This is a genomic window from Leifsonia xyli subsp. cynodontis, assembly GCF_050632205.1.
Lineage (GTDB): Bacteria > Actinomycetota > Actinomycetes > Actinomycetales > Microbacteriaceae > Leifsonia > Leifsonia xyli_D.
Map to the genome: position 1 here is coordinate 548,017 of NZ_CP192578.1, position 26,170 is coordinate 574,186.

At 71.3% G+C, this 26,170-nt stretch carries 25 protein-coding genes and 1 pseudogene; 12 read left to right on the forward strand and 14 right to left on the reverse strand.

What is annotated here, in order from left to right; all coding sequences use genetic code 11:
* Positions 1-9: 9 nt before the first annotated feature.
* The 5 genes from ACQ86M_RS02685 to ACQ86M_RS02705 are packed head-to-tail and all read right to left on the reverse strand — an operon-like array spanning position 10 to position 3,720.
* Complete coding sequence (locus ACQ86M_RS02685) at positions 10-657, reverse strand: NADPH-dependent F420 reductase (RefSeq protein WP_431246951.1); 648 nt, start codon at positions 655-657, stop codon at positions 10-12.
* Positions 658-693: 36 nt separating this feature from the next.
* Positions 694-1,869, reverse strand: coding sequence for an OmpA family protein (locus ACQ86M_RS02690; protein WP_431246952.1), 1,176 nt, complete (start codon positions 1,867-1,869; stop codon positions 694-696).
* 14 nt (positions 1,870-1,883) lie between these two features.
* Positions 1,884-2,810, reverse strand: coding sequence for a hypothetical protein (locus tag ACQ86M_RS02695; RefSeq protein ID WP_431220598.1), 927 nt, complete (start codon positions 2,808-2,810; stop codon positions 1,884-1,886).
* A gap of 9 nt (positions 2,811-2,819) precedes the next feature.
* Positions 2,820-3,173 (reverse strand): hypothetical protein, encoded by a 354-nt coding sequence (locus ACQ86M_RS02700; protein WP_431246953.1) that lies wholly within the window; start codon positions 3,171-3,173, stop codon positions 2,820-2,822.
* Positions 3,160-3,720 carry a hypothetical protein gene (locus ACQ86M_RS02705; RefSeq protein WP_431246954.1) on the reverse strand — a complete coding sequence of 187 codons (561 nt, stop codon included), beginning with the start codon at positions 3,718-3,720 and terminating at the stop codon, positions 3,160-3,162. The genes ACQ86M_RS02700 and ACQ86M_RS02705 overlap by 14 nt, the downstream gene beginning before the upstream one ends.
* A gap of 192 nt (positions 3,721-3,912) precedes the next feature.
* Here ACQ86M_RS02705 and ACQ86M_RS02710 point away from each other — a divergent pair, with 192 nt between their 5' ends.
* The 3 genes from ACQ86M_RS02710 (at position 3,913) to ACQ86M_RS02720 (ending at position 5,509) form a co-directional block, all read left to right on the forward strand.
* Positions 3,913-4,386 (forward strand): ATP-binding cassette domain-containing protein, encoded by a 474-nt coding sequence (locus tag ACQ86M_RS02710; RefSeq protein ID WP_431246955.1) that lies wholly within the window; start codon positions 3,913-3,915, stop codon positions 4,384-4,386.
* 65 nt (positions 4,387-4,451) lie between these two features.
* On the forward strand, positions 4,452-4,727 hold the full coding sequence (locus tag ACQ86M_RS02715) for a hypothetical protein (RefSeq protein WP_431246956.1): 276 nt from the start codon (positions 4,452-4,454) through the stop codon (positions 4,725-4,727).
* Positions 4,724-5,509 (forward strand): alpha/beta fold hydrolase, encoded by a 786-nt coding sequence (locus ACQ86M_RS02720; RefSeq protein ID WP_431246957.1) that lies wholly within the window; start codon positions 4,724-4,726, stop codon positions 5,507-5,509. The genes ACQ86M_RS02715 and ACQ86M_RS02720 overlap by 4 nt, the downstream gene beginning before the upstream one ends.
* Before the next feature lie 81 nt (positions 5,510-5,590).
* On the opposite strand, the gene ACQ86M_RS02725 is transcribed toward ACQ86M_RS02720, so the two are convergent.
* Entirely contained in the window at positions 5,591-6,991 is a 1,401-nt protein-coding gene (locus ACQ86M_RS02725) for a DUF2252 domain-containing protein (protein WP_431246958.1), read from the reverse strand.
* Between the two features lie 71 nt (positions 6,992-7,062).
* Here ACQ86M_RS02725 and ACQ86M_RS02730 point away from each other — a divergent pair, with 71 nt between their 5' ends.
* Both ACQ86M_RS02730 and ACQ86M_RS02735 read left to right on the forward strand, forming a co-directional pair.
* Positions 7,063-7,401, forward strand: a complete 339-nt coding sequence (locus tag ACQ86M_RS02730; RefSeq protein WP_431220605.1) for a hypothetical protein — start codon at positions 7,063-7,065, stop codon at positions 7,399-7,401.
* An 89-nt stretch (positions 7,402-7,490) separates the two neighbouring features.
* The gene (locus ACQ86M_RS02735; RefSeq protein ID WP_431246959.1) at positions 7,491-8,585 is read left to right on the forward strand and encodes an ATP-binding protein; all 1,095 of its coding nucleotides are present in this window, start codon (positions 7,491-7,493) and stop codon (positions 8,583-8,585) included.
* 56 nt (positions 8,586-8,641) lie between these two features.
* Here the strand turns inward: ACQ86M_RS02735 and ACQ86M_RS02740 are convergent, their stop codons facing one another.
* The 5 genes and pseudogenes from ACQ86M_RS02740 to ACQ86M_RS02760 all read right to left on the reverse strand — a co-directional run bounded on the left by ACQ86M_RS02740 (position 8,642) and on the right by ACQ86M_RS02760 (position 12,983).
* On the reverse strand, positions 8,642-9,877 hold the full coding sequence (locus ACQ86M_RS02740) for an AI-2E family transporter (RefSeq protein ID WP_431220607.1): 1,236 nt from the start codon (positions 9,875-9,877) through the stop codon (positions 8,642-8,644).
* Between the two features lie 22 nt (positions 9,878-9,899).
* Positions 9,900-10,391 carry an SHOCT domain-containing protein gene (locus ACQ86M_RS02745; protein ID WP_431220608.1) on the reverse strand — a complete coding sequence of 164 codons (492 nt, stop codon included), beginning with the start codon at positions 10,389-10,391 and terminating at the stop codon, positions 9,900-9,902.
* Between the two features lie 104 nt (positions 10,392-10,495).
* Entirely contained in the window at positions 10,496-11,371 is an 876-nt protein-coding gene (locus ACQ86M_RS02750; RefSeq protein ID WP_431246960.1) for an NAD(P)H-hydrate dehydratase, read from the reverse strand.
* Positions 11,364-12,103 (reverse strand): annotated as a pseudogene (locus tag ACQ86M_RS02755) (histidine phosphatase family protein). Before ACQ86M_RS02755 ends, ACQ86M_RS02750 begins: the two are co-directional and overlap by 8 nt.
* 22 nt (positions 12,104-12,125) lie before the next feature.
* On the reverse strand, positions 12,126-12,983 hold the full coding sequence (locus ACQ86M_RS02760) for a helix-turn-helix transcriptional regulator (protein ID WP_431246961.1): 858 nt from the start codon (positions 12,981-12,983) through the stop codon (positions 12,126-12,128).
* A gap of 101 nt (positions 12,984-13,084) precedes the next feature.
* On the opposite strand from ACQ86M_RS02760, the gene ACQ86M_RS02765 reads away from it, so the two are divergent.
* Positions 13,085-13,858: an SDR family oxidoreductase gene (locus ACQ86M_RS02765; protein WP_431246962.1), complete on the forward strand. Its 774-nt coding sequence runs from the start codon at positions 13,085-13,087 to the stop codon at positions 13,856-13,858.
* A 25-nt stretch (positions 13,859-13,883) separates the two neighbouring features.
* Here the strand turns inward: ACQ86M_RS02765 and ACQ86M_RS02770 are convergent, their stop codons facing one another.
* Complete coding sequence (locus tag ACQ86M_RS02770) at positions 13,884-14,939, reverse strand: DUF998 domain-containing protein (protein ID WP_431246963.1); 1,056 nt, start codon at positions 14,937-14,939, stop codon at positions 13,884-13,886.
* Between the two features lie 200 nt (positions 14,940-15,139).
* On the opposite strand from ACQ86M_RS02770, the gene ACQ86M_RS02775 reads away from it, so the two are divergent.
* Both ACQ86M_RS02775 and ACQ86M_RS02780 read left to right on the forward strand, forming a co-directional pair.
* Positions 15,140-16,975, forward strand: a complete 1,836-nt coding sequence (locus ACQ86M_RS02775; protein ID WP_431246964.1) for a glycoside hydrolase family 15 protein — start codon at positions 15,140-15,142, stop codon at positions 16,973-16,975.
* The gene (locus tag ACQ86M_RS02780; protein WP_431246965.1) at positions 16,975-17,523 is read left to right on the forward strand and encodes a hypothetical protein; all 549 of its coding nucleotides are present in this window, start codon (positions 16,975-16,977) and stop codon (positions 17,521-17,523) included. The genes ACQ86M_RS02775 and ACQ86M_RS02780 overlap by 1 nt, the downstream gene beginning before the upstream one ends.
* Here the strand turns inward: ACQ86M_RS02780 and ACQ86M_RS02785 are convergent.
* Positions 17,465-18,034: a DUF2000 family protein gene (locus ACQ86M_RS02785; RefSeq protein ID WP_431246966.1), complete on the reverse strand. Its 570-nt coding sequence runs from the start codon at positions 18,032-18,034 to the stop codon at positions 17,465-17,467. The two genes, ACQ86M_RS02780 and ACQ86M_RS02785, sit on opposite strands and share 59 nt — an antisense overlap.
* Before the next feature lie 104 nt (positions 18,035-18,138).
* On the opposite strand from ACQ86M_RS02785, the gene ACQ86M_RS02790 reads away from it, so the two are divergent.
* From ACQ86M_RS02790 to ACQ86M_RS02800, 3 genes are all read left to right on the forward strand, one after another.
* A complete protein-coding gene (locus ACQ86M_RS02790) occupies positions 18,139-18,594 on the forward strand; it encodes an Lrp/AsnC family transcriptional regulator (protein WP_431220616.1) in 456 nt (151 codons plus the stop codon).
* A gap of 54 nt (positions 18,595-18,648) precedes the next feature.
* Entirely contained in the window at positions 18,649-19,467 is an 819-nt protein-coding gene (locus ACQ86M_RS02795; protein WP_431246967.1) for an aldo/keto reductase, read from the forward strand.
* Positions 19,468-19,670: 203 nt separating this feature from the next.
* On the forward strand, positions 19,671-22,217 hold the full coding sequence (locus ACQ86M_RS02800; protein WP_431246968.1) for an ATP-dependent Clp protease ATP-binding subunit: 2,547 nt from the start codon (positions 19,671-19,673) through the stop codon (positions 22,215-22,217).
* Between the two features lie 133 nt (positions 22,218-22,350).
* Here the strand turns inward: ACQ86M_RS02800 and ACQ86M_RS02805 are convergent, their stop codons facing one another.
* Positions 22,351-23,442 (reverse strand): type I restriction enzyme HsdR N-terminal domain-containing protein, encoded by a 1,092-nt coding sequence (locus tag ACQ86M_RS02805; RefSeq protein ID WP_431246969.1) that lies wholly within the window; start codon positions 23,440-23,442, stop codon positions 22,351-22,353.
* A 215-nt stretch (positions 23,443-23,657) separates the two neighbouring features.
* On the opposite strand from ACQ86M_RS02805, the gene ACQ86M_RS02810 reads away from it, so the two are divergent.
* A complete protein-coding gene (locus tag ACQ86M_RS02810; protein ID WP_431246970.1) occupies positions 23,658-26,162 on the forward strand; it encodes a transglycosylase domain-containing protein in 2,505 nt (834 codons plus the stop codon).
* The last annotated feature ends 8 nt before the right edge of the window (positions 26,163-26,170 follow it).

A 26,170-nucleotide genomic window follows, 5' to 3' on the forward strand; every position in this document is an offset into this window, starting at 1 on the left:
CGTCCCGGATCACATGTCGCGGTAGCGCTTCGCCGCCGCGAGGGCGTCGCGCAGACCGGCGGCGTCGTAGCGCCGCACGTAGGCCGGGGTGTCGCGCTGGGCGCGCCACCCTTCCGACAGCGGGCCGATGTCGACCGGGTCGAAGCCGAACTGGTCGATGAGCGCGGAGACGCGCTCGCGGGCCTCGGCGTCGTCGCCCGCGACGATGAGCGCCCGGCGGTCCGCCGTTCCCGCCGGCTGGCTCTGACTCGTCAGCTCGCGGGCGCCGATGTGGTTGAAGGCCTTCACGACCTTGGACGTGGGAAGCACCTTCTGCAGCCGCTCCGCGACCGTCGTCGTCTCGTCGTCGAGCTCGGGGATCTGCCCGTCGCGCTGCGGGTAGTAGTTGTTCGTGTCGATCACGATCTTGCCGGCGAGCTCGTCGACCGGCAGGGTCGCCTCGGCGGCGAGCGGAGTGGTGACCACGACGATGTCGCCCGCGGCCGCCGCCTCCGCCGGTGTGGCGGCGCGTGCGTGCTCGCCGAGCTCGTCCACGAGGTGCCGCAGGGTCTCCGGGCCGCGCGAGTTGCTGAGCACCACGTCGTAGCCGTTGGCGACGGCGAGGCGCGCGAGCTGGGATCCGATGTGTCCTGAACCGATGAGTCCGATAGTCGTCATGACTGTGTCAACGAGGCGGGCGCAGCGGAATTCCCGTCAGCCGCAGAGCCCGACGCCCGCGGAGGTGAGGATGACCGTGCGGTTCTGCTCCGCGAGGGCGTCCGAGTACGCGCCCGTCGCATCCGTCTCGCTCTTCCAGCCGCACCACTCGTACCCGACGCCGGCCGTCTGCAGCAGAGCCGCCGGAACGCCGAGCCCGACCAGGGCCGTCTTCACCGCCTGCGCCCGGCGCTGCGACAGCGCGGTGTCCGCCGCATTGTCCTTCGCCTGATCCTTGGAGGCCGTGCCCGTGATCGTCACGGCCTTGCCGTTCTGCTCGATGGCCGGCACCAGCGTCGCAAGCACCTTCTGCGCCGCGGCGGGGTCGGAGAATTCCGCCGTGTCCTTGCGGAAGAGCAGGTCGCTGTTGCGGATGACGACCGGATGCGTCCAGTCGGTCTTCGTCGCGACCGCCTCCACGGTGACCGGGGTGACGGCGGGGAGGGAGGCGGCCGGGCTCCCCGAGGCGGGCTCGGGCAGCAGCGAGAGGGTTCCGCCCGCGGCCTTCACCACCGCCGACCAGATCGCCTCGAGGTTGCTGCGCGCCGGAACGGTCAGCGGCTGCTGCGCCCCCGCGACGTCGCCCATCCCGGACCAGTAGACGGTCACGCCCTTCAGGTCGGTGGGCAGCAGGTTGCGCGCGGTCAGGTCGGCCACCACCTGCGCCGGGTCGGCGTAGAGCAGCCCGGTGCCCGCGAAGTTCAGCGGGTCGGTGGTCTGCAGGCCGCTGCCGACGACGATGACGCCCATCGGGTCGCTTCCCAGGTCACGGGCCGCCTGGTCGATCGCGCCCAGGAAGTCGACCTCGGGCGCGGACGCCTTCAGCCCGTCGATGTACGCGGTGATCTGCGTGAGCTTGGTGCGCTGGTCGTTCTGGCAGACGATCGCGTCCTGCGCCGACGACCCCAGCGCTGTCGTGCCCATCACCTGCGGGGTGCCGGACGGCACGACGACGGTCACCGACCCGTTCGTCTTGCCCGCGGCCTCCAGCTGCGCGGAGGCGGAGGCGGGAAGCGCGACCACGGGCGCGTTGGCGGTGCTGCCCGCGACCACCCCGAGGTTGCGCTTGTGGGACTGGTCGCACGCCTGCCCGGAGGCGGTCGCCGGCGCGCAGGCGGTCAGCCCGGCCGCGACGGCCAGGAGCGCGGCCGCGGCGGCGAGCAGGCGGGGCATGCGGGAGACGCGGGTCACTGGGCGCCGCCCGTGGCGGTCCCCGGCGCGATGGTCCCCGGCGCGATGGTGCCCGGCGCGGCGGGACCCCCAGGCGCGAGCGGGGGCACCACGTCCTGCGCCTCCACGCTGCGTCGCGCCCGCAGCTCGCGGATGATCTGGCTGGTGCTCTCGGGGTCGCGCTCGCGCTGGGCGAGGCGCGTGGCCAGCTGCGCGCGCACCACGTCCATCCGCGAGTGGAACGTCACCCGCGCGCCGGTGTACCGCACGGCGTCGTGGGCGTCGAGCAGCATCGCCGACCGCGTGCGCTCCTGCGCGGCGACCGCCTCGCCGAGCAGACGGTCGCGGTGCAGGCGCAGCCGGGCGGCGTGGGCGTGCGCCTTCTCGGCGGCGGTCAGCAGCGGCCGCGTGGTGAGCCACGCGACGACGAAGCTGACGGCGCCGGAGGTCATCAGCACCCCCAGCATGAGGAACGCCATGATCGTGTCCGGGGCCGTCCACGAGAAGCCGGCCGGCGCCGCGGTCTGAGAGCCGCCGACCAGGCCGGTGAGGCCGCCGGCGCTCTGGGCGTCGATGCCGGCCTTGATCCGCGCGACGGTGATAGCGGCGAGGATGGCCGCCCAGATCAGTCCGAGCACGATGGAGGTCGCGATCCAGCGGCGCGACATCACGCCGGCCTGCACACGCCTCAGGAGGATGGCGATGACGTGCGGGAGGGTGACGACGGCCAGCGAGATGCCCAGCGTGATCACGTACATCTGCAGGCCGATCGAGCCGTACTGGCTGTCGTTGCGCAGGAGCAGCGTGAGCGCCTGGGCGAGCAGGATGTAGTCCACCGCGATCATGGCGGCGAGCAGCACGTAGACCATCGCGTGGGCGAAGGGCGAGACGTGCCCGACGCGGGGTCGGAAATGGGGAGGGCGGGTGACGATATCGCGTGCCATGGCGTCCTCTCAGGCGTAGGTGTGGAAGTCGGGGTCGTGGCCGGCCAGCTTGGCGTCGAGGCGCTCGACGTCCTGGTCCGCGCGGCGGATGTCCGCCTCGGTGCGCTCCAGGGCCCGGCGGATGAGCTCCTCCCGCGCCTGCGCCTCGGCGACCCGCGAGGACGCGACGGCGACGTTGCGCGTGCGCTGCCGCTCCAGGTCGGCCACGCCGGCGCGCTCGAAGGCGGAGAGCTCGTGCTCGAACACCTCCAGCGTCTCCACGTCGACCGCGTGGCGCATGCGGCGCAGGCGCCATAGCAGCCGGCGGCGCAGGCCCCCGGTCGCGGGCACCCGGTAGTCCTTCAGTCGTTCACGCCGGGGCATCGGTCCTCCTGAGGTCCTCGTGGGGTGCGATCGGGTGCAGGGCGTCGACCGTCGTGCCGCGTGAGCTGAGCCAGCCTGCGCGCCGCATGACGGGCGGATGCGGGGCCACGCGCCCGGAGGTCGCCCGGCGCAGCGCGCCCCAGTACACGGCGGTGCGCTCGTCGGTTCGGTCGAACATCCGGGCCGCCCGCAGCTGCGCGGCGGTGAAGCGGGCGTTGATGAGCGCGCTCAGCTGGTCGGAGCGGCGATGCGCGCGGCGGATGCGGCGCTCCAGCCTCCGGAGCTCCTCGAATGCGGGCCCCTGGCCGTCCGCGATCCGGAGGCGGTCGGCGTCGGGCAGCCGGTCGAGCCGTTCCTCGTAGACGTCGAGGTCGGCGCGGAGGGCGGCGCTCAGGACGCGGTGCTCGGTGAGCTCGCGGCGCATCCCGCGGAAGAATCGCTGTTCCTCGCGGCGGGCGTACGCGTCGGCCCTGGCCTGCAGCGAGGCGACGGTCGGCGTGGTGCTCTCCGGCCCCGCGGCCCCGGCGGCGGCCTCCGTGTCGTGCACGGCGGCGGCATCGGCCCGGGCCGACCGGACCAGGCGGCGTCGGGCCAGCGGCCCCGGCCTCACTGGTTCCCCCGTCTCAGCGGCTGCGTCGTCATAACGCGGCAGCGTAGGGAGCGGGGCTGTGCGTCCGCTAGGTAGACGTCGAAGGAAGCCCGAACGTGACCGAACCGTGACCGTGGATAGGGTGGATCGGTGACCCCAGACGCCTCCTCCGGAATCGTGCTCGAGCTCCGCGACGTCACCTTCCGCCGGAGCGGCACGCACATCCTCGACGGCATCGACCTCACCGTGCGGGCGGGCGAGCACTGGGCGCTGCTCGGCCCGAACGGCGCGGGCAAGTCGACCCTGCTCAGGTTCTGCGGCGCGCTCAGCTTCCCGACGTCCGGCACGGTCGACGTGCTGGGCGGCCGCCTCGGCCGCGTGGAGTTGCAGGAGCTGCGCCGCCACATCGGCCACGTCGATCCCCGGCACCCGGTCCGTTCGCCGCTGACCGTGACGGAGGTGGTGCTCACCGGTGTCACCGGCACGCTGGAGCCGCCGATGCGGTGGGAGGCCACCGAGGCCGAGCGCGGTCGCGCGCGCGACCTCATCCACTCGGTCGGGCTGGACGAGCGCAGGGACGCCCGCTGGCCCACGCTGTCGCAGGGGAGCGCGGACGGGCGCTGATCGCCCGCGCCCTCATCGCCGACCCGCGGCTGCTGCTGCTCGACGAGCCGACCACGGGACTGGATGTGGCGGCGCGCGAGCAGCTGCTGGAGACGGTGGACGGGCTCTCCCACAGCTCGCCGGAGCTGGCTTCCGTGCTCGTCACGCACCACCTGGAGGAGCTGCCCGAGACCACGACGCACGCCCTGCTGATCGCGCACGGCCGAACGGTCGCGGTCGGCGACATCGACGAGGTGATCACGACGGAGACGGTCTCGCACGCGTTCGAGCACCGCATCCGCGTCGAGAAGGCCGACGGGCGGTGGAGCGCCCGGGCCGTGCGGGAGCGCGCCCGCGCATGACCGCGTTCGCGACGGCCGACGACGGCACGCCCATCGCCTTCGAGGAGCGCGGGGTGGGCGTCCCCGTCCTCCTCATCGCCGGGCAGGCGACCGGGATGCACGGCTGGGGGCCGTTCGCCGACGCGCTGGCCCGTGACTTCCGGGTGATCGTGTACGACCACCGCGGCATCGGCGAGAGCGGCCTCGGCGACCCGGCCGCGTACTCCACGCGGGGATTCGCCGACGACGCCGTCGCGGTGCTGGACGCGGCCGGCGTGGCTGCGGCCCACGTGGTCGGCCACTCCATGGGCGGACGTGTCGCGCAGTGGCTGGCCGCCGACCACCCGGAGCGCGTGCGACGGCTGGTGCTCATCGCCACGACCTCCGGCGACCGCAGCGCCGGGCGCCGTGATCCCTCGGCGATCGCCGACCTGCTCAGCGGCGACCGCGAACGGATGCTGCCGCTGTTCTTCGACGCGGGGTGGTCGCGCGCGCATCCCGCCGACGTCGACCGCTTCTTCACGCGTGTGGCGACGCGACCCGCCCTGCGTGGGCACTTCGCGGCGAGCCGCGACCACGACGGCGCCTCCGTGCTCGAACGCATCCGCGCCGACACCCTCGTGGTGCACGGCTCGCATGACGCGCTCACGCCGCTGTCGCATGCGGAGGCGCTGGCGGAGCGCATCCCGAACGCCACGCTGGCGGAGTTCGACGCGCACCACGGCCTCCACCTCGACACACCCGCCGTGGCGGACACCGTGCGCGCCTTCCTGCTGCCGCCCGGGCAGCGCCCCGCCGCCTGACGGACCGGCATTCGTCACGAATGGTCGCTCTGGGCCGGCGGAAGGGACCATTCGTGACGAATGTGCGCGCAGCCCCGGGCGTCAGCCCACCGCGAACGCCCCGTCGCGCGCCGCCACGACGAACTCGGAGTAGTCCGCCTCGGCCTGGTCGGCGTAGCGCTCCGCCCAGCGCGCGGAGGCCTGCACGAAGGACGGTCCGGAGCCGAGGTAGCCGGAGATGAACGACGCCTTGGGCGAGCGCGCGTGCGCGCGGGCCAGCACCGCGCAGCAGCTGCGGGCGTAGTCCGAGAACTGGATGGGGTTCATCGAGGGGATGTCGAACGACGCGTTCCGGTTGCGGAACTGGCGCATGTAGAACGCGAAGCCCTCGACGCGGAGGAAGCCCAGGAACGGGTCCGAGACCGCCTGCACGATGCGCTGGCACGCCACCACGCGGTACCCCTGCTCGTCGGGGAGCAGCGAGAGGTCGAGGTAGCCGGGCAGCGGCACCACACCGCCGAACCGTTCCACGACGGACACATCCGCCTCCTTGAGCTGCAGCAGGATCACCTCACCGGTCGGCCCGCGCAGCGCGATCAGGAAGCACCGCGTCCCGACGCTCCCGACACCGACCACCCGCCGCGCGACGTCGTCGAGGCGCAGCTGCGACGTGAGCAGTGCGATGTTCGGCGGCAGCGTGGCGCGATAGCGCGCGTACGCGTCCTCGGCGAGCGCCTGCACCTCCGGCTCGGCACGTCGCAGGATGGGCGGGTCGTCCACGAAGCGCAGCGCGCCGGTCTCATCCGCCTGGAGGGTCTTCCGGGCGACGCGCTCGCTGGTCCGTTTGCGTGACTGGCGCATCACCTCTTCGATGAGCCGGAGGGTGTCGACGCTGAGGAAGCGCCGGCCCCGCTTCGAGCGCACCGACGTCGGCGTGAAATATCGCGCCAGCAACGGTAGTTCGAGCGTGCGGCGCAGCCAGTCGCGGTAGGTGGCGGCCGCGGCCTCGACGGTCTCGCGCAGGCTGTCGTCGGACAGCCCGAGCGACCGGCCGGCGAGCACCACGCTGGCGAGCAGCCGCTTCACGTCCCACTCCCACGGCCCTATGGTCGCCTCGTCGAAGTCGTTGATGTCGAACACCATCGCGTTCTCGGGGGACCGGTACACCCCGAAGTTGCTCAGGTGGGCGTCCCCGCAGATCACGACCTCGGTGCCGGTGGTGGGGGCGGCCGCGAGATCGGCGGCCTGGATCGCGGCGGTGCCCCGGTAGAAGGCGAACGCATCCGCACTCATCCGCTCCACCCGCAGGTCGATCAGGTTCTGCAGGCGGTTCTCGTGCTGCGCCCGGAGGATTCCGATCGGGTCGCGGCCGGGCGGGGGAGAGTAGTCGCCCTGCGCCGACCGGGGGAGCGACGCACGCGCCTCCCTGCCCGCCTCGAACAGTTCCGTGGCCGTGAGCGGGCTCTGGGCACGCTCCCCGGCCTCCGCGATGTCCAGACTCATGTCGCGCCTTCTTCCCGCAAGCGGTGGACGCGCTCATCATAGGTCCGCCCGGGGCCGCTAGGGTATGCGGAATGCGGGAATGGATCGAGCACCGTCGGGGAGACGGCGAACGCGTCGGCTGGCTGCGGCCGGAGGGCGACGGCTTCGTCCCGGTGGACCTCCTGGGACGCGACCTCGGCGGCCCGGTGGACTGGCTGACCGGCGAGGAATTGCTGGAGCGCACGGGCATCGGCTACCTGGCCGACCGCTACGAGCTGCTGCTCGACGACGGCCGCTGGCTCCGCGTCCGGCTCACCGAGGTGTCGACCGAGCGGATCGTCGTGAAGAAGGACGACTTCGGGGCGATCGACGCGCCGCAGCTGATCTACACGCTCCCGTTCCCCCTCCCGGCGACGCTGCGCCCGGTGTAGCGGCCTCCGGATACGGGCTGCCCGAGCGGCCTCCCTCGGCGCTAGCATCGGCCGCACGCGGCCCGGTGGGCCGGACGGAGGGAGCCCCCATGATTCCGCTGACCGTCGGCACCACGGTGGACGCGCCCGCGCGGCCGGCCGTCCTCGACGGCTCCCGCTTCAACCGGCACACCTTCTGGTGCGGCCAGAGCGGGTCGGGCAAGACCTACGCTCTCGGGGTGGTGCTGGAGCAGCTCCTGCTGCACACGGAGCTGCCCATGGCCGTCCTCGACCCGAACGCCGACTTCGTGAAGCTGGGCCGCACCCGGGACGACGTGGATGCGGCGGTCGCCGCCCGCTGGCCGGACTTCGGCATCCGCGTCTTCCACTCCAGCACACCGCAGGAGCCGCAGCTGCACATCCGGTTCGTCGACCTGAGCGTCGCGGCGAAGGCGGCCGTCGCCCGGCTCGACCCGATCGGTGACGAGGAGGAGTACAACGCGCTGCTGCACCTGCGGGTGGCGCCGAGTGCGTTCGACCGCGACACGTTCCTCCCGTCCCTAGCCGTCGACCCCGACCCGGCGAGGCGGAGGCTGGGCATGCGCATCGACAACCTGGAGGTGCTCGAATGGCCCGTCTGGGCGTTCGGCGGCGACTCCGCGGTGGCGGCTGTCGACGAGCGCCCGCGCGCTGTGGTGCTCGACGTCGGCGGGTTCTCGCACCCCGGGGAGCCGCAGTCGGCCGCCCTCGGCATCCTGGAGCACCTCTGGCAGCGGCGCATGGAGCGCCGCCCCGTGCTCATCGTGATCGACGAGGCGCACAACTTCTGCCCGCCCTCGCCGCGGTCGAACGTGGAGGCGCAGCTCACGGAGCAGCTCATCCAGATCGCCGCCGAGGGCCGCAAGTTCGGGCTGTGGCTGTTCCTGTCGACCCAGCGGCCGACGAAGATCCACCCGAACGTGCTCTCGCAGTGCGACAACCTGGGCCTGATGCGGATGAACTCCCCGCGAGACCTCGCCGAGCTGGCCGACGTGTTCGGCTTCGTCCCGCCGCACCTGCTCGAGCAGTCGCCGTCGTTCCGCAAGGGCGAGGCGCTGTTCGCGGGCGCGTTCACCGACGAGCCGCAGCTGGTCAGGATGGGGCGGCGGCTCACCGTGGAGGGTGGCGGCGACCTGGCGGTCGCGGCCAGCGCGACCGACGCCTGAGCGGGCGCCCGCTCAGCCGTGCCGCGGCGCCTGCTCAGCCGTGCCGCGGCGCCTGCTCAGCCCTGCCGCGGCGCCTGGTGGCGCTGCGCGCGCCGGGCGTCCGACTCGGCCTTCATCAGCTCCCGCGTGTGCGTGAGGTCGCCGATGATCGGCCGCCACAGCCGGGCGCGCGGGTCGGAGTCGATGAGCACCGCCCGCACCAGCAGGGTGAGCGGCACGGCGAGGATCGCGCCGATCGGGCCGAGCACGACCGCCCAGAACAGCACGGAGAAGAAGGTCAGCGTCTGGCTCAGGGCCACCGCGTTGCCGACGACCTTCGGCTGGACCACCGACTGGATCACCGCGTTGATGATGCCGTAGATGACGATGACCCAGACCACCGTGGCCCAGCCGCCGGTCAGGTAGCCGAACACCAGCGGGGGCACGATGGCGATGAAGTAGCCCACGTTCGGGATGAAGCTGCAGAGGAACGAGAGGATGGCCCACAGCAGCGCCGCGGGCACGCCGAGCAGCCACAGGGCGACGCCGTTGATGACGCCCTGTGCGATGCCCAGCAGCGTCGTGACGACCATGTAGCGGCGCACGGAGTGGGCGAACCCGCTGACCGCGAACACCAGATTGGGGCGGGTGGGCTTCAGCTGGCGGAGCAGCGTCGGGGTGTACGCCGCATCCGCCGGCATCAGGATGAGCATGGTGAGCACGATCACCAGCAGAGCGATCAGGCCGAAGGCGTTGCCGAGCAGCCCGGAGAAGAACGACAGCATGGTGCCGGGGTTGAAGCCGGCTTTGATCTGCTGCACCTGCTGCTCGCCGACGCCGATGCTCTGCAGCCACGAGGTGAAGCTGGCGCCCAGCTGCTGAAGCTGCGGCTTGTACTGGGGCAGCATCCCGACGAACTGGGCCGTCGCGATCCACAGCACGGCGATGAAGCCGGCGAGCAGCGCGAAGACGGTGAGGCCGACGGCGCCGGTGGCGACGCCCTGCGGCGTGCCGTGGCGTTCGAGCCAGACGCGCACAGGCTGGGCGCAGATGGTGAGCACCAGGGCCAGCAGGGTCGGTGCCAGGATGCCGCCGATGGCTGCCATCCCGAACGAGATCACCACGCCGGCGGCGAGCCCCAGCAGGATGCGGGTTCCGCGCCCCACCCCGCCGGCCGCTCCCAGCTCAGCATCCGGGTCCTCGGGCCCGATCGGCGCGTCGGGGCGCGTGCGGCGGCCGAACGGCCAGCGCCGGCCCCGCCGCGCTGGTGGCGGCGGGGCCGGCGCCGGTGCGCTCATGTCCTGTCCGGTCACGACGGATGCCGTGCCGGTCCGGTCACACCGTCGGCGCTGCGGGCGGCGGCGTGGCGGGGCCGGTCGCGGCGGCCGGAGCCGCCGGGGCGGCGGTCGTCGTCGCGCCGGCGCCTGCGGCGGGTGCCGTGCGACCGGCGAGCGCGTGCGCCTTCAGGTGCGCGAACTCGTCAGGGGTGATCGCGCCGCTGTCGAGCAGCGCCTTCGCCTTGGCGATCTCGTCGGCCGGGCTGCTCCCCGCGACCTGACGGATGTACTCGTCGGTGGCCGTCTGGTACTGCCGGGCCTCCCGCTGGTTGCGCTCGGCCATGCCCGGACCGCGCGCGATCAGGTAGACCAGCGCGGTGAGGAACGGCACGAAGATCAGGAAGATGATCCACACCGCTTTCCACCAGCCGTTGAGCTTGTGGTCCCGGAACAGGTCGCTGATGATCGCGAACAGCGCGAACAGGTACGCGACGAACGCGAAGCTCCAGAAGAACAGCCAGATGACACTCCAGAAGTTGCTCCAGTCCATGATGGGACTCCCCTCTCTTCTCCAGCTCATCCCGGCTGGATGTGCGGTGAGAGTATCGCCGGGTGCCCGCGCTCGGCTAGACGCCAATTTCGGGTGGCCCGGCGTCAGGAGAGGGCGTCGAGCTCCGCGGTCAGCCGCTCCACGATCTCCGAGGCGAGGAAGCCCAGGCGGCCGACGCTCGTGGTCAGGGAGCGGCCGGCCGCGACGTGCAGGTAGGTTCCCCACACCGCCGCCTGGAGCGGGTCGGCGCCGCGCGCGGCGAGGCCCGTGATCGCGCCCGCGAGGGCGTCGCCGCTGCCGGAGGTGCCGAGCCCGCTGTCGCCGTCGCCGACCGTGAGCAGCCGGCCCTCCGGTGAGGCGATGCGGCCGAAGCAGGAGACGACGGCCCGGTAGCGGCGGGCCAGTTCGCGCGCGTCCGCGTCGAGGTCGTCCGTCTCGCGGCCGAGCAGGCGGGCGGCCTCCTCGGTGTTGGGCGTCAGGATGCGCGGCCCCGCCCCCGTGAGGCGTGGTTTCCCGGGCAGGGCGCCGAGCGCGTAGGCGTCCAGCACGAGGACGGTGTCGCGGCCGGCGGCGCGGGCGGCGCGCGGCAGCATCCGGCCGGTCTCCTCCGCGTCGTCGAGCCCGGGACCGATCAGCACGGCGTCGGCGCCGGCGAGGTCCTTCGCCGCCTCGCGGATGCCGGTGCCGCGGATGCTGCCGCCCGAGGTCTCGGGCAGCGGGGCCACGCCAGACTCCGGCACCGCGACGGCGACCTGCGCGGCGACGGACGCGCCGACGGCGAGGGTCAGCCGGCCCGCGCCCACGCGCAGGGCGGCGCGGCCGGCCAGCATCGCGGCGCCCGGGGAGCGCAGGGCCCCGCCGACGACGAGCACCTGCCCGCGCGAGCGCTTCGAGCCGGAGGGCTCGGGCAGCGGCCAGGCGCGCAGCAGTCCGGGGGTCACGGTCTCGCCGGGGCCGCCCCGGCGGTCGCGCTCAGGCATCGGTCCGCGCCTGTCCCGGGTGCTCCGTCGCCGCGAGGCCCGCGGCGGCGAGGTGCTCGTCGTCGGCGAACGTCTGCAGTGTCCACCCGGTCCCGTCGAACGTCAGCTCGGTCACCGAGGCGTTGGCCACGGGATGGGTCAGCAGGTACTCGGCCAGTTGCGCCTCCGTCATCCGCAGCAGCACGTACAGGAACAGGCTGACCACGGCGTCGTGCGCGAACACCACGACGACGCCGTCGTCGGGCGCGCCGTCGCCGGGCGCGCTGTCGCCGGGCAGCGCATCCCGCAGGAACGAGCGGATGCGCAGCGCCACATCCGTCCACGCCTCGCCCCCCGGCGGCCGGTAGTAGAACTTGCCCGACCAGCGGCGGCGCTCCGCCTCCAGCGGCAGCCGGCGCTCCACGCCGATCGCCGTGAGGCGGTCCAGGATGCCGAGCTCACGGTCGCGCAGGCGCTCGTCGACCCGTATCGGCACCTCCTCGCCGAGCGCGAGGCGGGCCGTCTGGATCGCGCGGTGATACGGCGAGCTGAACAGCACGGCCTGCGGGGGAGGGCCTCGCGCAGGCGGGCGCCGAGCGCTCCGGCCTGCAGCTCGCCGAGCGGGGAGAGCGTGACGTCGGCATCGCGGGCCTCGACGGCGATGACATCGGCGCCGGCGGCCTCCGCAGCGGCGGCCGCGACGTTCGCCGTGCTCTCGCCGTGGCGGATCAGGAGCAGGGTGCGGGCGGTCATGCGAGGGACTGTACGCCCGCCGTCAGTCGGCGGACGCGGCGGGGGCGAACGACTGGGTGCCGAGCACCGACAGCAGCGCCAGCTTCTCCGCCGCCTCGGAGCGCGGGGATGCGGTCAGCACCAGCAGGCACTGCGACTGGTCCTCGGTGAACAGCGCCTGGCAGTCCAGCTCGATGGCCCCGAGCTCCGGATGCAGCAGCGTCTTGTGGTCCTCGAACCGGCGGGCGACCTCGTGCTTCTCCCACAGCTCGGCGAATTCGGCGCTCTCCGCGAGCAGTGCGCGCACCAGCTCGCCCGCGCGGGACTGCGGGCCCATCGCGCCGTACGCATCGCGCAGCGAGGCGACCTGCGCCCGGCTCTGCCGCGCCCGGTCCTCCTCCGGGTACTGCGCCCGGGCATGCTCCGGGTCGGTGAACCAGCGGTAGTACTCGCTGCCGGAGAGCCCCTGGTAGCCGGAGCGGTCGCCCAGCAGCGCCACGGCCATCCGGTTCTGCACCAGGGTCTCGCCCAGGTTGGAGAGCACGAGCGCGGGAGTGTCGTCCAGCCGGTCGAGCACCCGCTGCAATGCGGGGGACACGTGACCGGTGCCGGACAGCCGGTCCGGGGTGTTGGAGCCGGCGACCCGGTACAGGTAGTCGCGCTCGTCGGCGGTCAGCCGCAGGGCCCGGGCGAGCGACGACAGCATCTGCTCGCTGGGCCTCGGGCCCCGGCGCTGCTCGAGCCGCGTGTAGTAGTCGGCCGACATGGCCGCGAGCTGCGCGACCTCCTCGCGACGGAGCCCGGGCGCGCGGCGGCGGGCGCCCGCGGGCAGGCCGACGTCCTCCGGGCGGAGGGCCTCGCGGTGGCGCCGGAGGAAGTCGGCGAGTGCGGCACGGTCCATGACTCCATGATGGACGCCGCGGCCGGGCGCATCCAGGGACCCGCGATCCCTGGATGACCGCTCCACTTCCTCCGCTTCCCGCGGCCCCCGATGGTGGAGGCATGAACATCACAGGGAACACCGTCTTCATCCCCGGCGCGACCAGCGGGATCGGCCTCGCGCTCGCCGTCGCCCTCCACGACCGGGGCAACACCGTCATCGTCGGGGGCCGCCGCACCGAGCTGCTGGAGCGGATCGCCGTGGAGCACCCCGGCATCCACACTGTGCGCATCGACACCGCCGACGCCGACAGCATCCGCGACGCCTCCGCCGAGGTGCTCGCCGCCCACCCCGACCTGAACGTGCTCATCGCCATGGCCGGCATCATGCGCGTCGAGGACTGGCACACGCCCTCCGGGTTCCTCGACTCGGCGGAATCGATCGTCACGACCAACGTCCTCGGCCCGATCCGGCTGATCGCCGCCTTCGTCGAGCACCTGCAGACGCGGCCCGACGCGACCATCGTGACCGTCTCCTCCGGCCTGGCCTTCGCGCCGCTGGCGGTGACGCCCAGCTACAACGCGAGCAAGGCGGCCGTCCACATGCTCAGCGAGAGCATCCGGCTGCAGCTCGCGGACACCTCGGTGAAGATCGTGGAGCTGGTGCCGCCGGCGGTGCGCACCGGGCTGCTCCCCGGCCAGGAGGAGAGCGAGTTCGCCATGCCCCTCGAGGACTTCGTGGCCGAGGTCATGCACCTCATCGAAACCCAGCCCGAGGCGAGGGAGCTGCTCGTCGAGCGCGTCGGGTTCCTGCGCTACGGCGAGGCGCGCGGCGACTACGACCAGGTGGTGCAGGTGCTGAACGCCTCCGACCCGCACGGCAAGGAAGCGGCATAAGGCGTGCGGCGCCGTCGTGCCCGGGTCAGCCGCGGGCGGCGGCGCCGCTCACGCGCAGGTACACGGTGAGCCAGGCGAATACCAGCACACCCGCGACGAGCTCGGTCGCCGTCAGCACGTAGTAGCCGGTGACGTAGAAGACCGCGGCGAGCACGATCACCCCGAAGCTCACGTAGCCGAACAGGAAGAACGCCCGCGGCGCCTCGGGAAGCGCGCGGCGCACCCAGAAGACCAGGAGGCTGAACGACAGCAGCATCCCGACCGCCGACACGTTGTGCAGCACGCGCGAGACGTCCAGCGGGAACAGCCCGACGCCCGCGAGCAGCACCCCGATCAGGATGAGGCACACGCGCACGCGGAGGGTCGCGGAGCGGGGCACTTCCGGGTTCGCGGTGCGGAGGTCGGTGGCGTAGCGGGCGATGGCGGCCATCATCAGGCCCGCGACGATCAGCGTCACGTTGAACGTCAGCGACGAGATGCTGTTCGACATCCCGAGCGCGCTCAGGTGCAGTGTCCACCACTGCGGGTCGGGTGCGCTCAGCATGGCGGCGAGGATGCCGAGGATCGCGAATGCGGCCAGCACCGTCGACAGCCGCATCAGATCCATCCGGGTCGCCGAGAGGAATGATGCGTACGCGGTGACGCCGACGGCCGCCCCGGCGAGGACCGCGGCCGACACGAAGTAGACGACGGCGCCGGTGAAGCCGTCCGCGAGAATCGCTCCGAGCTCCAGCCAGAGGAGCAGCCCGATGATGCCGTGCGCGAGGGCGATGACCACGGTGTCGAAGATCTCGGCACCGCCGATCGACCGGCGCTCCGCCGGGGCGCCCGGCTCCCGGTCGGGGCGGCCACCGAACGGGGTCAGCGCGGTCCGGTGCCACAGGCGTCCGACGACGTAGGCGGCCAGTCCCGCGAGGCCGCCGGCGATCGCCGCGAACTGCGACACCGACGAGGGCCCGGCGATCGGCAGGGACCGGCCCCAGAAGAACGGCAGCGCCAGGAGGATGCCCGCGGCCAGCGCCACCGCGCCGACCACCAGTGCGGCGCCCTCCAGATCGAGCGCGGCGGCCCTCGACGTCAACCGCGCGGACCCTGCACGCCTCGTGCTCGTCATCGGGCACCTCCGATCCATCCGACACGCGCGGATTCAGCCGAATGATGCATCCGGGCACCGCCTTCCGGCTAGTGCCGGTTCCCGACCGACCCGCCCTCTTCCCGAGCCGACGACCGCGGCGTTAGCATGCCCCCGCACGGGCACCGACCGCGTCGGAAGGGGAACTCATGCAACCGGCACCGGGCGGAAGCGACGGCTTCCCCGACATCGACCAGCACGGCATGATCGGCGACCTGCAGACGGTCGCGCTCGTCTCGACGGAGGGCAGCATCGACTGGTTCTGCGCGCCGCGCTTCGACTCGCCGTCGCTGTTCGCCGCCCTGCTCGACCCGGAGCGGGGCGGCTACTTCCGCATCCATGCCCTCGGGGAGCGGATGCGGCTGAAGCAGATGTACTTCCCGCAGACCGCCGTGCTCATCACGCGATTCATGTCGGAGGACGGCGTGGGCGAGGTGATCGACTTCATGCCGGTCGCCGACGAGCCGACCGTGGCCACCGCCGGCCGCACCATCGTGCGCGGCGTCCGGGTCGTTCGAGGGAAGCTGACGTTCCGGCTGGAGTGCCGGCCGCGCTTCGACTACGGGCGCCGGCCGCACACGGCCAGCGTCTCGCCGGGCGGCATCCGCTTCCACGACGGCGAGACCACTGCCGCGCTGCACGGCGTCGGGGGCGACGCCGTGTCGGGCGACGATGTGGACACCGAGATCACGCTCCAGGCCGGCGACCTGCGCCTGTTCGTGTTCGAGACCGAGCCGGAAGGCGAGCCCGGGGCCTTCGACCCGGAATGGGGCAATCGGCTGTTCCGCGAGACGGTCGGCTTCTGGCGGGAGTGGCTGTCCCGCAGCAACTACACCGGTCGGTGGCGCGAGGCGGTGGAGCGGTCCGCGATGGTCCTGAAGCTGCTGCAGTACGCGCCGAGCGGCGCCCTCGTCGCGGCGCCGACGGCGGCCCTGCCCGAGCAGCTGGGCGGCGTGCGGAACTGGGACTACCGCTACACCTGGATCCGCGACTCCTCCTTCTCGGTGTTCTCGCTGCTCGCCCTCGGCTACACCGAGGAGGCGACCGCGTTCATGCTCTGGGTCGGCGACCGCGTCGTCGAGCAGGTCGGCGAGGCGTCCGGGCCGCTGAAGATCATGTACCGCATCGACGGCTCGTCCGACCTGGAGGAGCTCACCCTCGACCACTTCGAGGGCTACGCCGGGTCGCGTCCCGTGCACGTCGGCAACGGCGCCGCCGATCAGCTGCAGCTCGACATCTACGGCGAGGCCCTGGAGGCGCTCGCCGTCGGGGAGCGCTTCCGGCCCATCGGCAACCCGGGATGGGTGAAGCTGCGCGGCATCCTGGACTGGCTCGCCGAGAACTGGGACCAGCCGGACGAGGGCGTGTGGGAGACGCGCGGCGGCCGGAAGGACTTCACGTACGGCCGCATCATGAGCTGGGTCGCGTTCGACCGCGGCATCCGGATCGCCCAGGACCGCGGCCTCCCCGCGCCGCTGGAGTCGTGGATCGCCGCGCGCGACGCGATCTACGAGCAGGTCTTCACGAAGTGCTGGAACGCCGAGCGCAAGGCGTTCGTGCAGTACCCCGGGACGGACGTGGTCGACGCGATCACGCTGCTGATGCCCCAGGTCGGCATGATCTCGCCGCAGGACCCGATGTGGCAGTCGACGCTGGACGCCATCGGCGAGGAGCTGGTGAGCGACAGCCTGGTGTACCGGTACAACCCGGCCGCGTCGCCCGACGGCCTGCCGGGGGAGGAGGGGACCTTCTCTCTCTGCTCCTTCTTCTACGTGATGGCGCTGACGGATGCCGGCCGGCTGGACGAGGCCGAGTACGCGTTCGAGAAGATGCTCACCTACGGCAACCACGTCGGGCTGTACGCGGAGGAGATCGACCCGAGCGGGCTGCAGCTGGGCAACTTCCCGCAGGCGTTCACCCACCTGGCGCTGATCCGCGCCGCCATCGATCTGGATGCCGCGCTCGCGTCCCGCTCGGCGCGCTGATGGACCTCAACGAGCCGGAGGAGGCGCCGGCTCCTCCGCTCGGGGCGATGCACCGCGGGCTGTGGAAGCACTGGGGGACGCCCGCCGCGATCTACGGCACGATCGTCTACGCCAGCGTGGTGGCGGCCGCGTCAGGGCAGAACGATGACCGAGCGTCCGCGGTGCGGCTGCTGATCTTCAGCGTGGTCAGCATCCTGGTGTTCTGGCTGGCGCACGTGTACTCGGCCGCGCTCGGCTACCAGGGTGACGCCGCACGCGTGCGCGACCGCATCCGCGACTCGTTCCGGCACGCCTTCGCGGAATCGGGAGGGATGCTGGAGGCGGCCATCGTGCCGAGCATCCCCCTGCTCCTCGCGGCGCTCGGCGTGCTGCCGGCGGACTTCGGAGTGGCCCTGTCGCTCTGGTTCTCCGTGCTGATGCTCGCGGTGCTCGGCTTCTCGGTGTTCCTGATCCGCGGCCGTCCGGTGCTCTTCTGCCTGGCCGGCGCGGTCATGACCGGCGCGTTCGGGGTCGCCGTGATCCTGCTGAAGAGCTCGCTGCAGCACTGACCCCGGGCAGCGTCGACGCCGGGCCGGGTCGACGCCGGGCCGTGAGGTCAGAGCAGGGCGAGCCGTCCGACGATGCGGTCGACGCGGTTGCGCGGGCCGACGACCTGACGGCGTAGCAGGCGAGGTCCGCGGATGCGGAGGCCGCGACAGACTGCAGGTACTCGTCGTAGACGCGCGTGAGCTGGGCTGCGGCGGGCATGTCGGCGACGAACACGTCGTCGGCCGCGTCCGCCTTCGCGCGGATCGCAGCGAGCTGGTCGCCGCTCGCCTTCAGGACCGAGCATCCGGCCCACGGCAGCCCGGGGTGCGTCGAGCCGTCCGCATCCACCGCGGCGGGACCCAGCAGCCCGGTGACGTCGGCAGCCGTCGCGGCGGCCGTGCAGATGGCGGCGTTCGCGGCCAGGCCGGCGGGCAGGGATCCGTCGACGACGACCACCCACTTCAGGCGCGCGGACCGCGTCGGCGCCCCGGTGTCCACCTCGTCGGGCAGGAAGCCGACCGTCTTCGTCATCGTGTGTCCTCTCGTTCGGTGGTATCGCGCTGAATCTAGTCAGGTCGTCGAGTCGTGCGCAGCGATTCCGAACTTCGTTCGGCGGAGGCGCTATCCTGCACGGCATGGACGAACTTGATCGGGCGATCCTGCGGGAACTCCAGTCGGATGCGCGGCGCAGCAATCGCGACATCGCCGCGGCGGTGCGCGTCTCGCCGAGCACCGCGCTCGAGCGCACGCGCGCCCTCCGCCGGCGCGGAATCATCCGCGGAGCCGTGCTCGACGTCGACCTGGCCGCAATCGGCCGGCCGGTGCAGGCGCTCATCGCCGTGCGCATCCGGCCGCCGTCGCGTCCGGTCATCGAAGGCTTCCGCGACTGGGTGGCGTCGCTGCCCGAGACGCTGGGCGTGTTCGTCACCAGCGGCAACGAGGACTTCATCATCCACGTCGCGGTCGCCGACAACGAGAGCCTCTATGCGTTCGTCATCGACCGCCTGACCCAGCGGCGCGAGATCGCGGACGTGCGCACCTCCGTCGTCTACGAGCACCTGCGCAACGGCAGCCCGGAGCCGGTGAACTGATCCGCGGGCGGGGCTACGATGTGGCGCACCGCATCCTTCTGAGAGGAAAAACGCATGCCCGCACTGACCGACACCTTCACGCTGTCGAACGGCGTCACCATCCCCAAGATCGGCTTCGGCACCTGGCAGATCCCGGACGGCTCCGAGACCTACGACTCGGTGCGCACCGCCCTGGACGCCGGCTACCGGCACATCGACACCGCCCGCGCCTACGGCAACGAGGCGAGCGTCGGACGCGCGGTGCGCGACAGCGGCATCAACCGCGAGGACATCTTCATCACCACCAAGTGCCCCGCCGAGGTGAAGGATGCGGCCGGCGCACGCCACGCGTTCGAGCGCTCCACCGAGCTGCTCGACCTCGGCCCGATCGACCTGTACCTAATCCACGCGCCGTGGCCGTGGAACGCGATCGGCACCGACCACCGCGCGGGGAACATCGAGGTGTGGAAGGTGTTCGAGGAGGTGTACGAGCAGGGCCTGACGCGCGCCATCGGCGTCAGCAACTTCGAGGTCGCCGACCTGGAGTCGCTGATCGACGCGACGGAGGTCGTGCCGCACGCGAACCAGATCCGCTGGTTCGTCGGCAACACGCAGCCTCAGACGACGGCGTACTGCCAGGAGCGCGACATCCTCGTCGAGGGCTACTCGCCGCTCGCCACCGGCCGTCTGCTCGACAATCAGGACATCGCGGAGATCGCCGAGAAGTACGGCAGGTCGGTGGCCCAGGTGAGCATCCGCTACCTGCTGCAGAAGGACATCCTGCCGCTCCCGAAGTCCACCACCCCGGAGCGCATCCGCCAGAACGCCGACGTCGACTTCGAGCTGTCGCCGGAGGACGTGGCGGCGCTCGACGCCCTCGACGCGGGGGAGTAGCGCTCCCGGCGGCTGCTCCGCTCCGCTAGCGAAGGAGATTCGGCCGTCTCGCGGCCGAATCTCCTTCGCTACTGCCGATCGAAGGAGATTTCCGACCGGTTCTCCTTCGATAGCGGCCACGATCCCGACCGCCGGGAATAACCACGTCCCTCCTGCGTTGGACTTGAGTGCACAAGGCTCAACTTTCAGAAACAGGAGAACACGTGCCTGAGAACTTCACTCCCGACGGTGACGGCGCCAACTCGTTCGACGAGTTCCTCGCGCGGTACCTCGCGGGCGAGCGTGCGCGCAACGGACGCTCGATCGACATCAGCCGGTTCCTCAGCCGGCGCACCCAGGAGATCCTCGCCGAGGCGGGACGCTTCGCCCTGGAGCACGGCCACAGCGAGCTCGACGCCCTCCACGTCCTCCGCGTGATGGCGGAGCAGGAGCCCGCCGCCGACGCCATGCGACGCATCGGCGTGGACCCGTCGCGGGTCGCGCAGGCGGCCGAGTCGCGGCTGCCCGCCGCCGGTGACGTCATCCGCGCCGACGGCGCCTCGATCACCGGTGCGCTGCAGCGCGCGCTGTTCCACGCGTACCAGGTGGCGCAGGCCTCCGGTTCCACCTATATCGACCCCGAGCACGTCTTCTTCGCGCTCGTCATCGGACGCGACGCCCCCGCCGGTCGCGTGCTGCAGGCCGCGGGCGTGACCCCGGAGGCCCTGACCGAGTCCATGCAGGAGAGCACGACCGTGGGCGCCGGGCAGCCGGGCGAGCCCGCAGAGGCGGACGCCGCATCCGACACCCCCATGCTCGACCAGTTCGGCACCGACCTGACCGCGCTCGCGCGCGACGGCAAGCTCGACCCGGTCATCGGCCGCCTCGACGAGATCGAACAGACGGTCGAGATCCTCTCCCGCCGCACCAAGAACAACCCGGTGCTGGTCGGCGAGGCGGGCGTCGGCAAGACCGCGATCGTGGAGGGCCTGGCCCGTGCGATCGTGGCCGGCGACGTGCCCGAGCAGCTGCAGGACAAGAAGGTCGTCTCGCTCGACCTCGCGGGGATGGTCGCAGGCACCCGGTACCGCGGCGACTTCGAAGAGCGGCTCACCAAGCTCATGGACGAGATCAGCGCCGGCAAGGACGAGCTGATCGTGTTCATCGACGAGCTGCACACCGTGGTCGGCGCCGGAGGGTCCGGCGAGTCCGGCGGCATGGACGCGGGCAACATCCTCAAGCCGCGTCTTGCCCGCGGCGACCTGCACCTGGTCGGAGCCACGACGCTCAAGGAGTACCGCCGCATCGAGAAGGACCCGGCGCTGGAGCGCCGCTTCCAGCCGGTGACCGTCGGCGAGCCGTCCATCGAGGATGCCGTGCTCATCCTGGACGGGCTGCGTCCCGCCTACGAGGAGCACCACGGCGTGCGCTACACCGAAGACGCGATCCGCGCCGCGGTGGAGCTCTCGGACCGCTACATCTCCGACCGCTTCCTCCCGGACAAGGCCATCGACCTGATCGACCAGGCCGGCGCCCGCCTACGCCTGTCGCTCGGCAAGCGCGTGGACACCTCCGCCCTGATGGAGCGCCTGGCCACGCTGGAGTCCGAGAAGAACTCCGCCGTCGCGGCCGAGCACTACGAGGAGGCGTCGCGCCTCCGTGACGAGATCGAGGATGTGCAGCGTCAGCTGGATGCTCTCGCCACGGCTCCCCGGGTGGATGCGGTGGTCGGCGAGCCCGAGATCGCGGGCATCGTGTCCCGCGCGACCGGCATCCCGGTGTCCCGTGTCGGCGAGGCCGACCGTGCGCGCCTGGCGCGGCTCGAGTCGGAGCTGCACGAGCGCGTCGTCGGTCAGGAGGACGCGGTGGTCGCGGTCGCCAAGGCCGTGCGCCGCAACCGCACCGGCCTCGGCGACGAGCGTCGCCCGGTCGGCAGCTTCCTCTTCCTCGGCCCGACGGGTGTCGGCAAGACCGAGCTGGCGAAGTCGCTCGCCGCATCCCTCTTCGGTTCGGAGAAGGCGATGCTGCGGTTCGACATGAGCGAGTTCGGCGAGCGCCACACGGTCGCCCGCCTGGTCGGCGCCCCTCCCGGGTACGTCGGCTACGACGAGGCCGGTCAGCTGACCGAGCGCGTGCGCCGCAACCCGTACTCGGTGGTGCTGTTCGACGAGATCGAGAAGGCGCACCCGGACGTGTTCAACCTGCTGCTGCAGGTGCTGGACGACGGACGGCTGACCGACGGCCAGGGCCGCACGGTCGACTTCCGCAACACGGTGGTCATCATGACCTCGAACCTCGGTTCGGAGTTCCTGGCCTCCCGCAGCGGTGCGCTCGGCTTCGTGCCGGCGGGGTCGGACGGCTTCGCGTCGGAGAAGGACATCCGCGACCGCGTCATGGGGAAGCTCCGTGAGGCCATGCGTCCGGAGTTCCTGAACCGCATCGACGAGATCGTGCTGTTCCGCAAGCTGGACGCCGAGCAGCTGCGTGACATCGTCCGCCTGCTGCTGAACGCGACCGCCTCCCGGTTGCTCGCCCGCGACATCGCCTTCGAGGCGACGGATGCGGCGGTCGCCTGGATCGCGGAGGCCGGCTACGAGCCCGAGTACGGCGCCCGCCCGCTCCGCCGCGTCATTCAGCGCGAGGTCGACGACCGCATCGCCGAGCTCATGGTGAGCGGCGAGCTCGACGAGGGCGGCCGCGTGACCGTGGACGCGGAGTCCGGGGAGCTGCGGGTCGCAGCAGCTCCCGCGGCACTGCGCCTCGCGGCGTAACCCGCCCGGCGCACCCTCACCGAAGGCGCCGGCCCCGACTCGGGGCCGGCGCCTTCGGCGCATCTAGTGGTCGCAACACGCCGTTAAGGCACGGTGGGAAACGGCGTGTTGCAACCACTCGATGTCCCGACCATCAGGCGTAGCGCCGGACGGCCTCCCGGATGTCATCGGCGAACATGTAGATCTCATCGAGCGACGCGATCTCGTGACGCGTTTCGTTCTTGTCGGCGTCGAAGAGTCCCAGGTACTTCTTGGACTTCCCATTGAAGTGGAGCCGGGCGACCGGCTTCCGATTGTTGTCATCGATCAGCACGGCGAAATACGACTTGGAGTCGCGCTGGGCGACGCGTTGCGGTTTGACCTCGCTGCAGGCGATCGCCTTGACGATCTGATAGCCCTCGAGCTCTTCCAGCGTCGTCTCGATCTCCGTGTCCCGGTTCAGGTCGTCCTCAGCGGCGGGCTGGCTGCTCACGGACTCATCCGGCGCCGCGTCGATGGTGGCATAGCTCGAGCCGCCGAGGGCGGACTTGAGCCTGTCGTTGGCCTGGTCGTTCAGGAACTGCTTGGTCGCCTTCGCAACCAGGGGGCCGAACTGGTCCCGGACCCGCTGGGTGATGGCGCCGTCATAGACCCGGCTGATGAAGAATCTCGTCCATTCGTCCTCAGGCTCACGGAACTGGGCGGCCAGGACCCGCTTGATCTGGCCGATGTACTTCAGCTCACCGGCGGCATTGATGACCGATTCCAGGTCGAAGGAGTCCTTCGTCAGCTTCCGGAGCTCTGGGATCAACATCTCGTCGATGTCCAGCAGGTCCAACACCAGGAAGGGCTTATCGTCCATTCGGTTAGGGGCATCCAGGTCCGTATAGAACTGGTATACCTGGCCGTTCGTGAGAACGGCCACGCGCGCGTTGGTGACAGCGAAGTACCGGAAGAGCTGCGACGCGTTCTCGATGGTCAGGGGCTCCGTGGACTTCTTCGTCTCGATGAGCATCTGGACCTCACCATCGCGAACGATGGCGTAGTCGATCTTCTCGCCCTTCTTGATCCCGACATCTGCGGTGAACTCGGGCACCACCTCCAGTGGGTCGAAGACGTCGTAGCCGAGCACGTTCGATATGAACGGCATGACGAACGCATTCTTCGTGGCTTCCTCTGTATGAATCGCTTCCCGCTGGTTGGCGACCTTCTGCGCCATCGCAGCGAGGACTTCTGCAAACTCCAATTGATGCTCCCCGATCGAGTGTCATTCAGACACTAGCGATCCGTCCCGTTCCTGCCTCCGCCCAATGGCGGGATTGCACCTCAATTGGGGACAAAATCAATAACGGATGTGCGGCACGCGAATGCGTCTCGCGGTGTGCGCATCCTGAACATCTCCGCACCCGCGCACATGCAACCCCCTGGAGTCACTCAGAAAAGGCTGGTTGGTTGGAAGGCGTGCCCGCATCAGATCGATCCCGCCTGCCCGAACGCCTGGCCGCATTGGACGATCGCCTGGAGCCCGTCAAGCGCTTCGAACTGAAGCCCGCCCGCACGCGCGGCGGCCAGATCGCGCAGTTCCTCGGGCTGACGCTGATCGCCGCCGTGCTCAGCTCGCTGCTGGTGCTGCCCGGGTTCCTCGGGGCCGGCGCCACGGCGGCGGCCGGAGCGAGCGACTTCAATGCACTGCCGGCCGACCTCGACATCCAGCAGTTCGCACAGAACTCGACCGTGTTCGCGAAGCAGGGCGGGCAGGATGTGCCGATCGCCACGTTCTTCGCGCAGAACCGGCAGGACGTGGCCTTCGACCAGATCGCTCAGACGATGAAGGATGCGACCGTCTCGGCCGAGGACCCGCGCTTCTACTCCGAGGGCGCCGTCGACATCTGGGGCACCCTGCGCGGCGCGGTGTCCACGGTCGCCGGCGGCGATGTGCAGGGCGGCTCCTCGATCACGCAGCAGTACGTGAAGAATGTCGAGGTCGAGAAGTGCGAGGCGCTGACCAGCCAGAAGAAGGTGCAGGCGTGCTACGCCGACGCCGCGGGCGTGACACTGCAGCGCAAGGTGCAGGAGATGCGCTACGCGGTGGAGGTGGAGAAGAGCCACAGCAAGAAGGACATCCTCACCGGCTACCTCAACGTGGTCGGCTTCGGCGGCCAGGTCTACGGCGTGCAGGCCGCCGCGCAGTACTACTTCCGCACGACCGCGGCGAAGCTCGACCTCGCGCAGGCAGCGACGCTCGCGGCCATCCTGAACAACCCGGCGAACCTGCGCATCGACCAGCCGGACAACAAGGAGAACGGCTCGGCGAACGGCTACAAGCTGACCAAGGAGCGCCGTGACTACGTGCTCGATCGCATGTACATCACGCACACGATCACGAAGCAGCAGCGGGACGCGGCGAAGGCGACACCCATCCAGCCCACCATCACCCCGACCACGCAGGGATGCGCGGGCGCGCAGCAGTTCAACGCCGCGTTCTTCTGCGACTATGTGCGCGACGTCATCCTGAACGACCCCGCCTACGGCTCGACGGCGGACGCCCGCTGGCAGACGCTCAACCGCGGCGGCCTGAAGATCTACACGACGCTGAACCTCGACCTGCAGCAGGTGGCGCAGGCGTCGCTGAACGCCTACATCCCCGCCTCGCGGCCCGGCATCGACCTGGGCGCCTCGAACGTCGCGCTGGAGCTGGGCACCGGACGCATCGTCACCATGGTGCAGAACCGCACCTTCAACAACACCGACACCCCGATCGACGGCACCACCGCCGTGAACTACAACACGGACGAGGACTACGGCGGGTCGCAGGGCTTCCAGACCGGCTCGACGTTCAAGGCGTTCGACCTGGCGGCGTGGCTGGAGTCGGGGCACAGCCTCTACGAGACGGTGAACGCGTCGCAGCACACCTTCCCGACCTCCGAGTTCACCAACACCTGCGCGAACATCGACGGGCCGGACTGGCACGTCACCAACGACGAGGGATCGGCCAGCCGGCTCTCGGTGATGTCGGCGACGGCGGAGTCGGTGAACACCGCGTTCGCACAGATGGGCACCAAGGTCGACCTGTGCTCGATCCTGGATGCGGCCAAGGCCCTCGGCGTGCACCCGGCGTCGAAGAGCAACCCGCTCTCGTCGGTGCCGTCGATGATCCTCGGCACGAACTACATCTCGCCGCTGACCATGGCCACGGCCTACGCGGGCATCGCCAACAACGGCACGGTGTGCACCCCGATCGCGATCGACCGCGTGGTCAACGCGGACGGCAGTGACCACAAGGTCAGCAAGACGACGTGCACGCAGGGGCTCAAGCCCGACATCGCGGCGGGCGTGGCCTACGCGCTGCAGGGCGTGATCAAGGGCGGCGGAACGGCCGCGAGCGCCAACCCGTGGGACGACGTGCCGATCATGGCCAAGACCGGGACGACGGACGACTCCCTCGAGAACTGGCTCATCACCTCCACCACCAAGGTGGCGACCGCGACCTGGGTCGGCAACGTGTCCGGCTCGACGCCGCTGCGCTCGCTGTACTTCAACGGCGTCGGGGGCGGCAACACGAAGTTCGCGATCGCGAAGCCGATCCTCAAGGCGCTGAACGCGTTGTACGGCGGGACGGACTTCACGGAGCCGACCGACGCCGTGCTCTACGGCAGCCAGATCACGATGCCGGATGTGACGGGCAAGGACCCGATGGTGGCCGAGAAGCTGCTCCACGGCCTGGGGCTGGACGTGACCGTCGACCCGACCCCGGTCGACAGCGACCAGCCGGCCGGCACGGTGGCGGCCAGCGACCCGGCCGGGGGCGCGTCGCTGAGCGACGGGGACTCGGTGACCCTCACCGTGAGCAACGGCACCAAGGCGAGCGGCGCTCCCGGCTCCACGGGGACACCGGCGCCCAGTCCGACGCCGACGCCCACCGGAGACGGGAAGGGCGGGGGCAAAGGCGGCGGCTCCGGCGGCTGAGCGGGCGG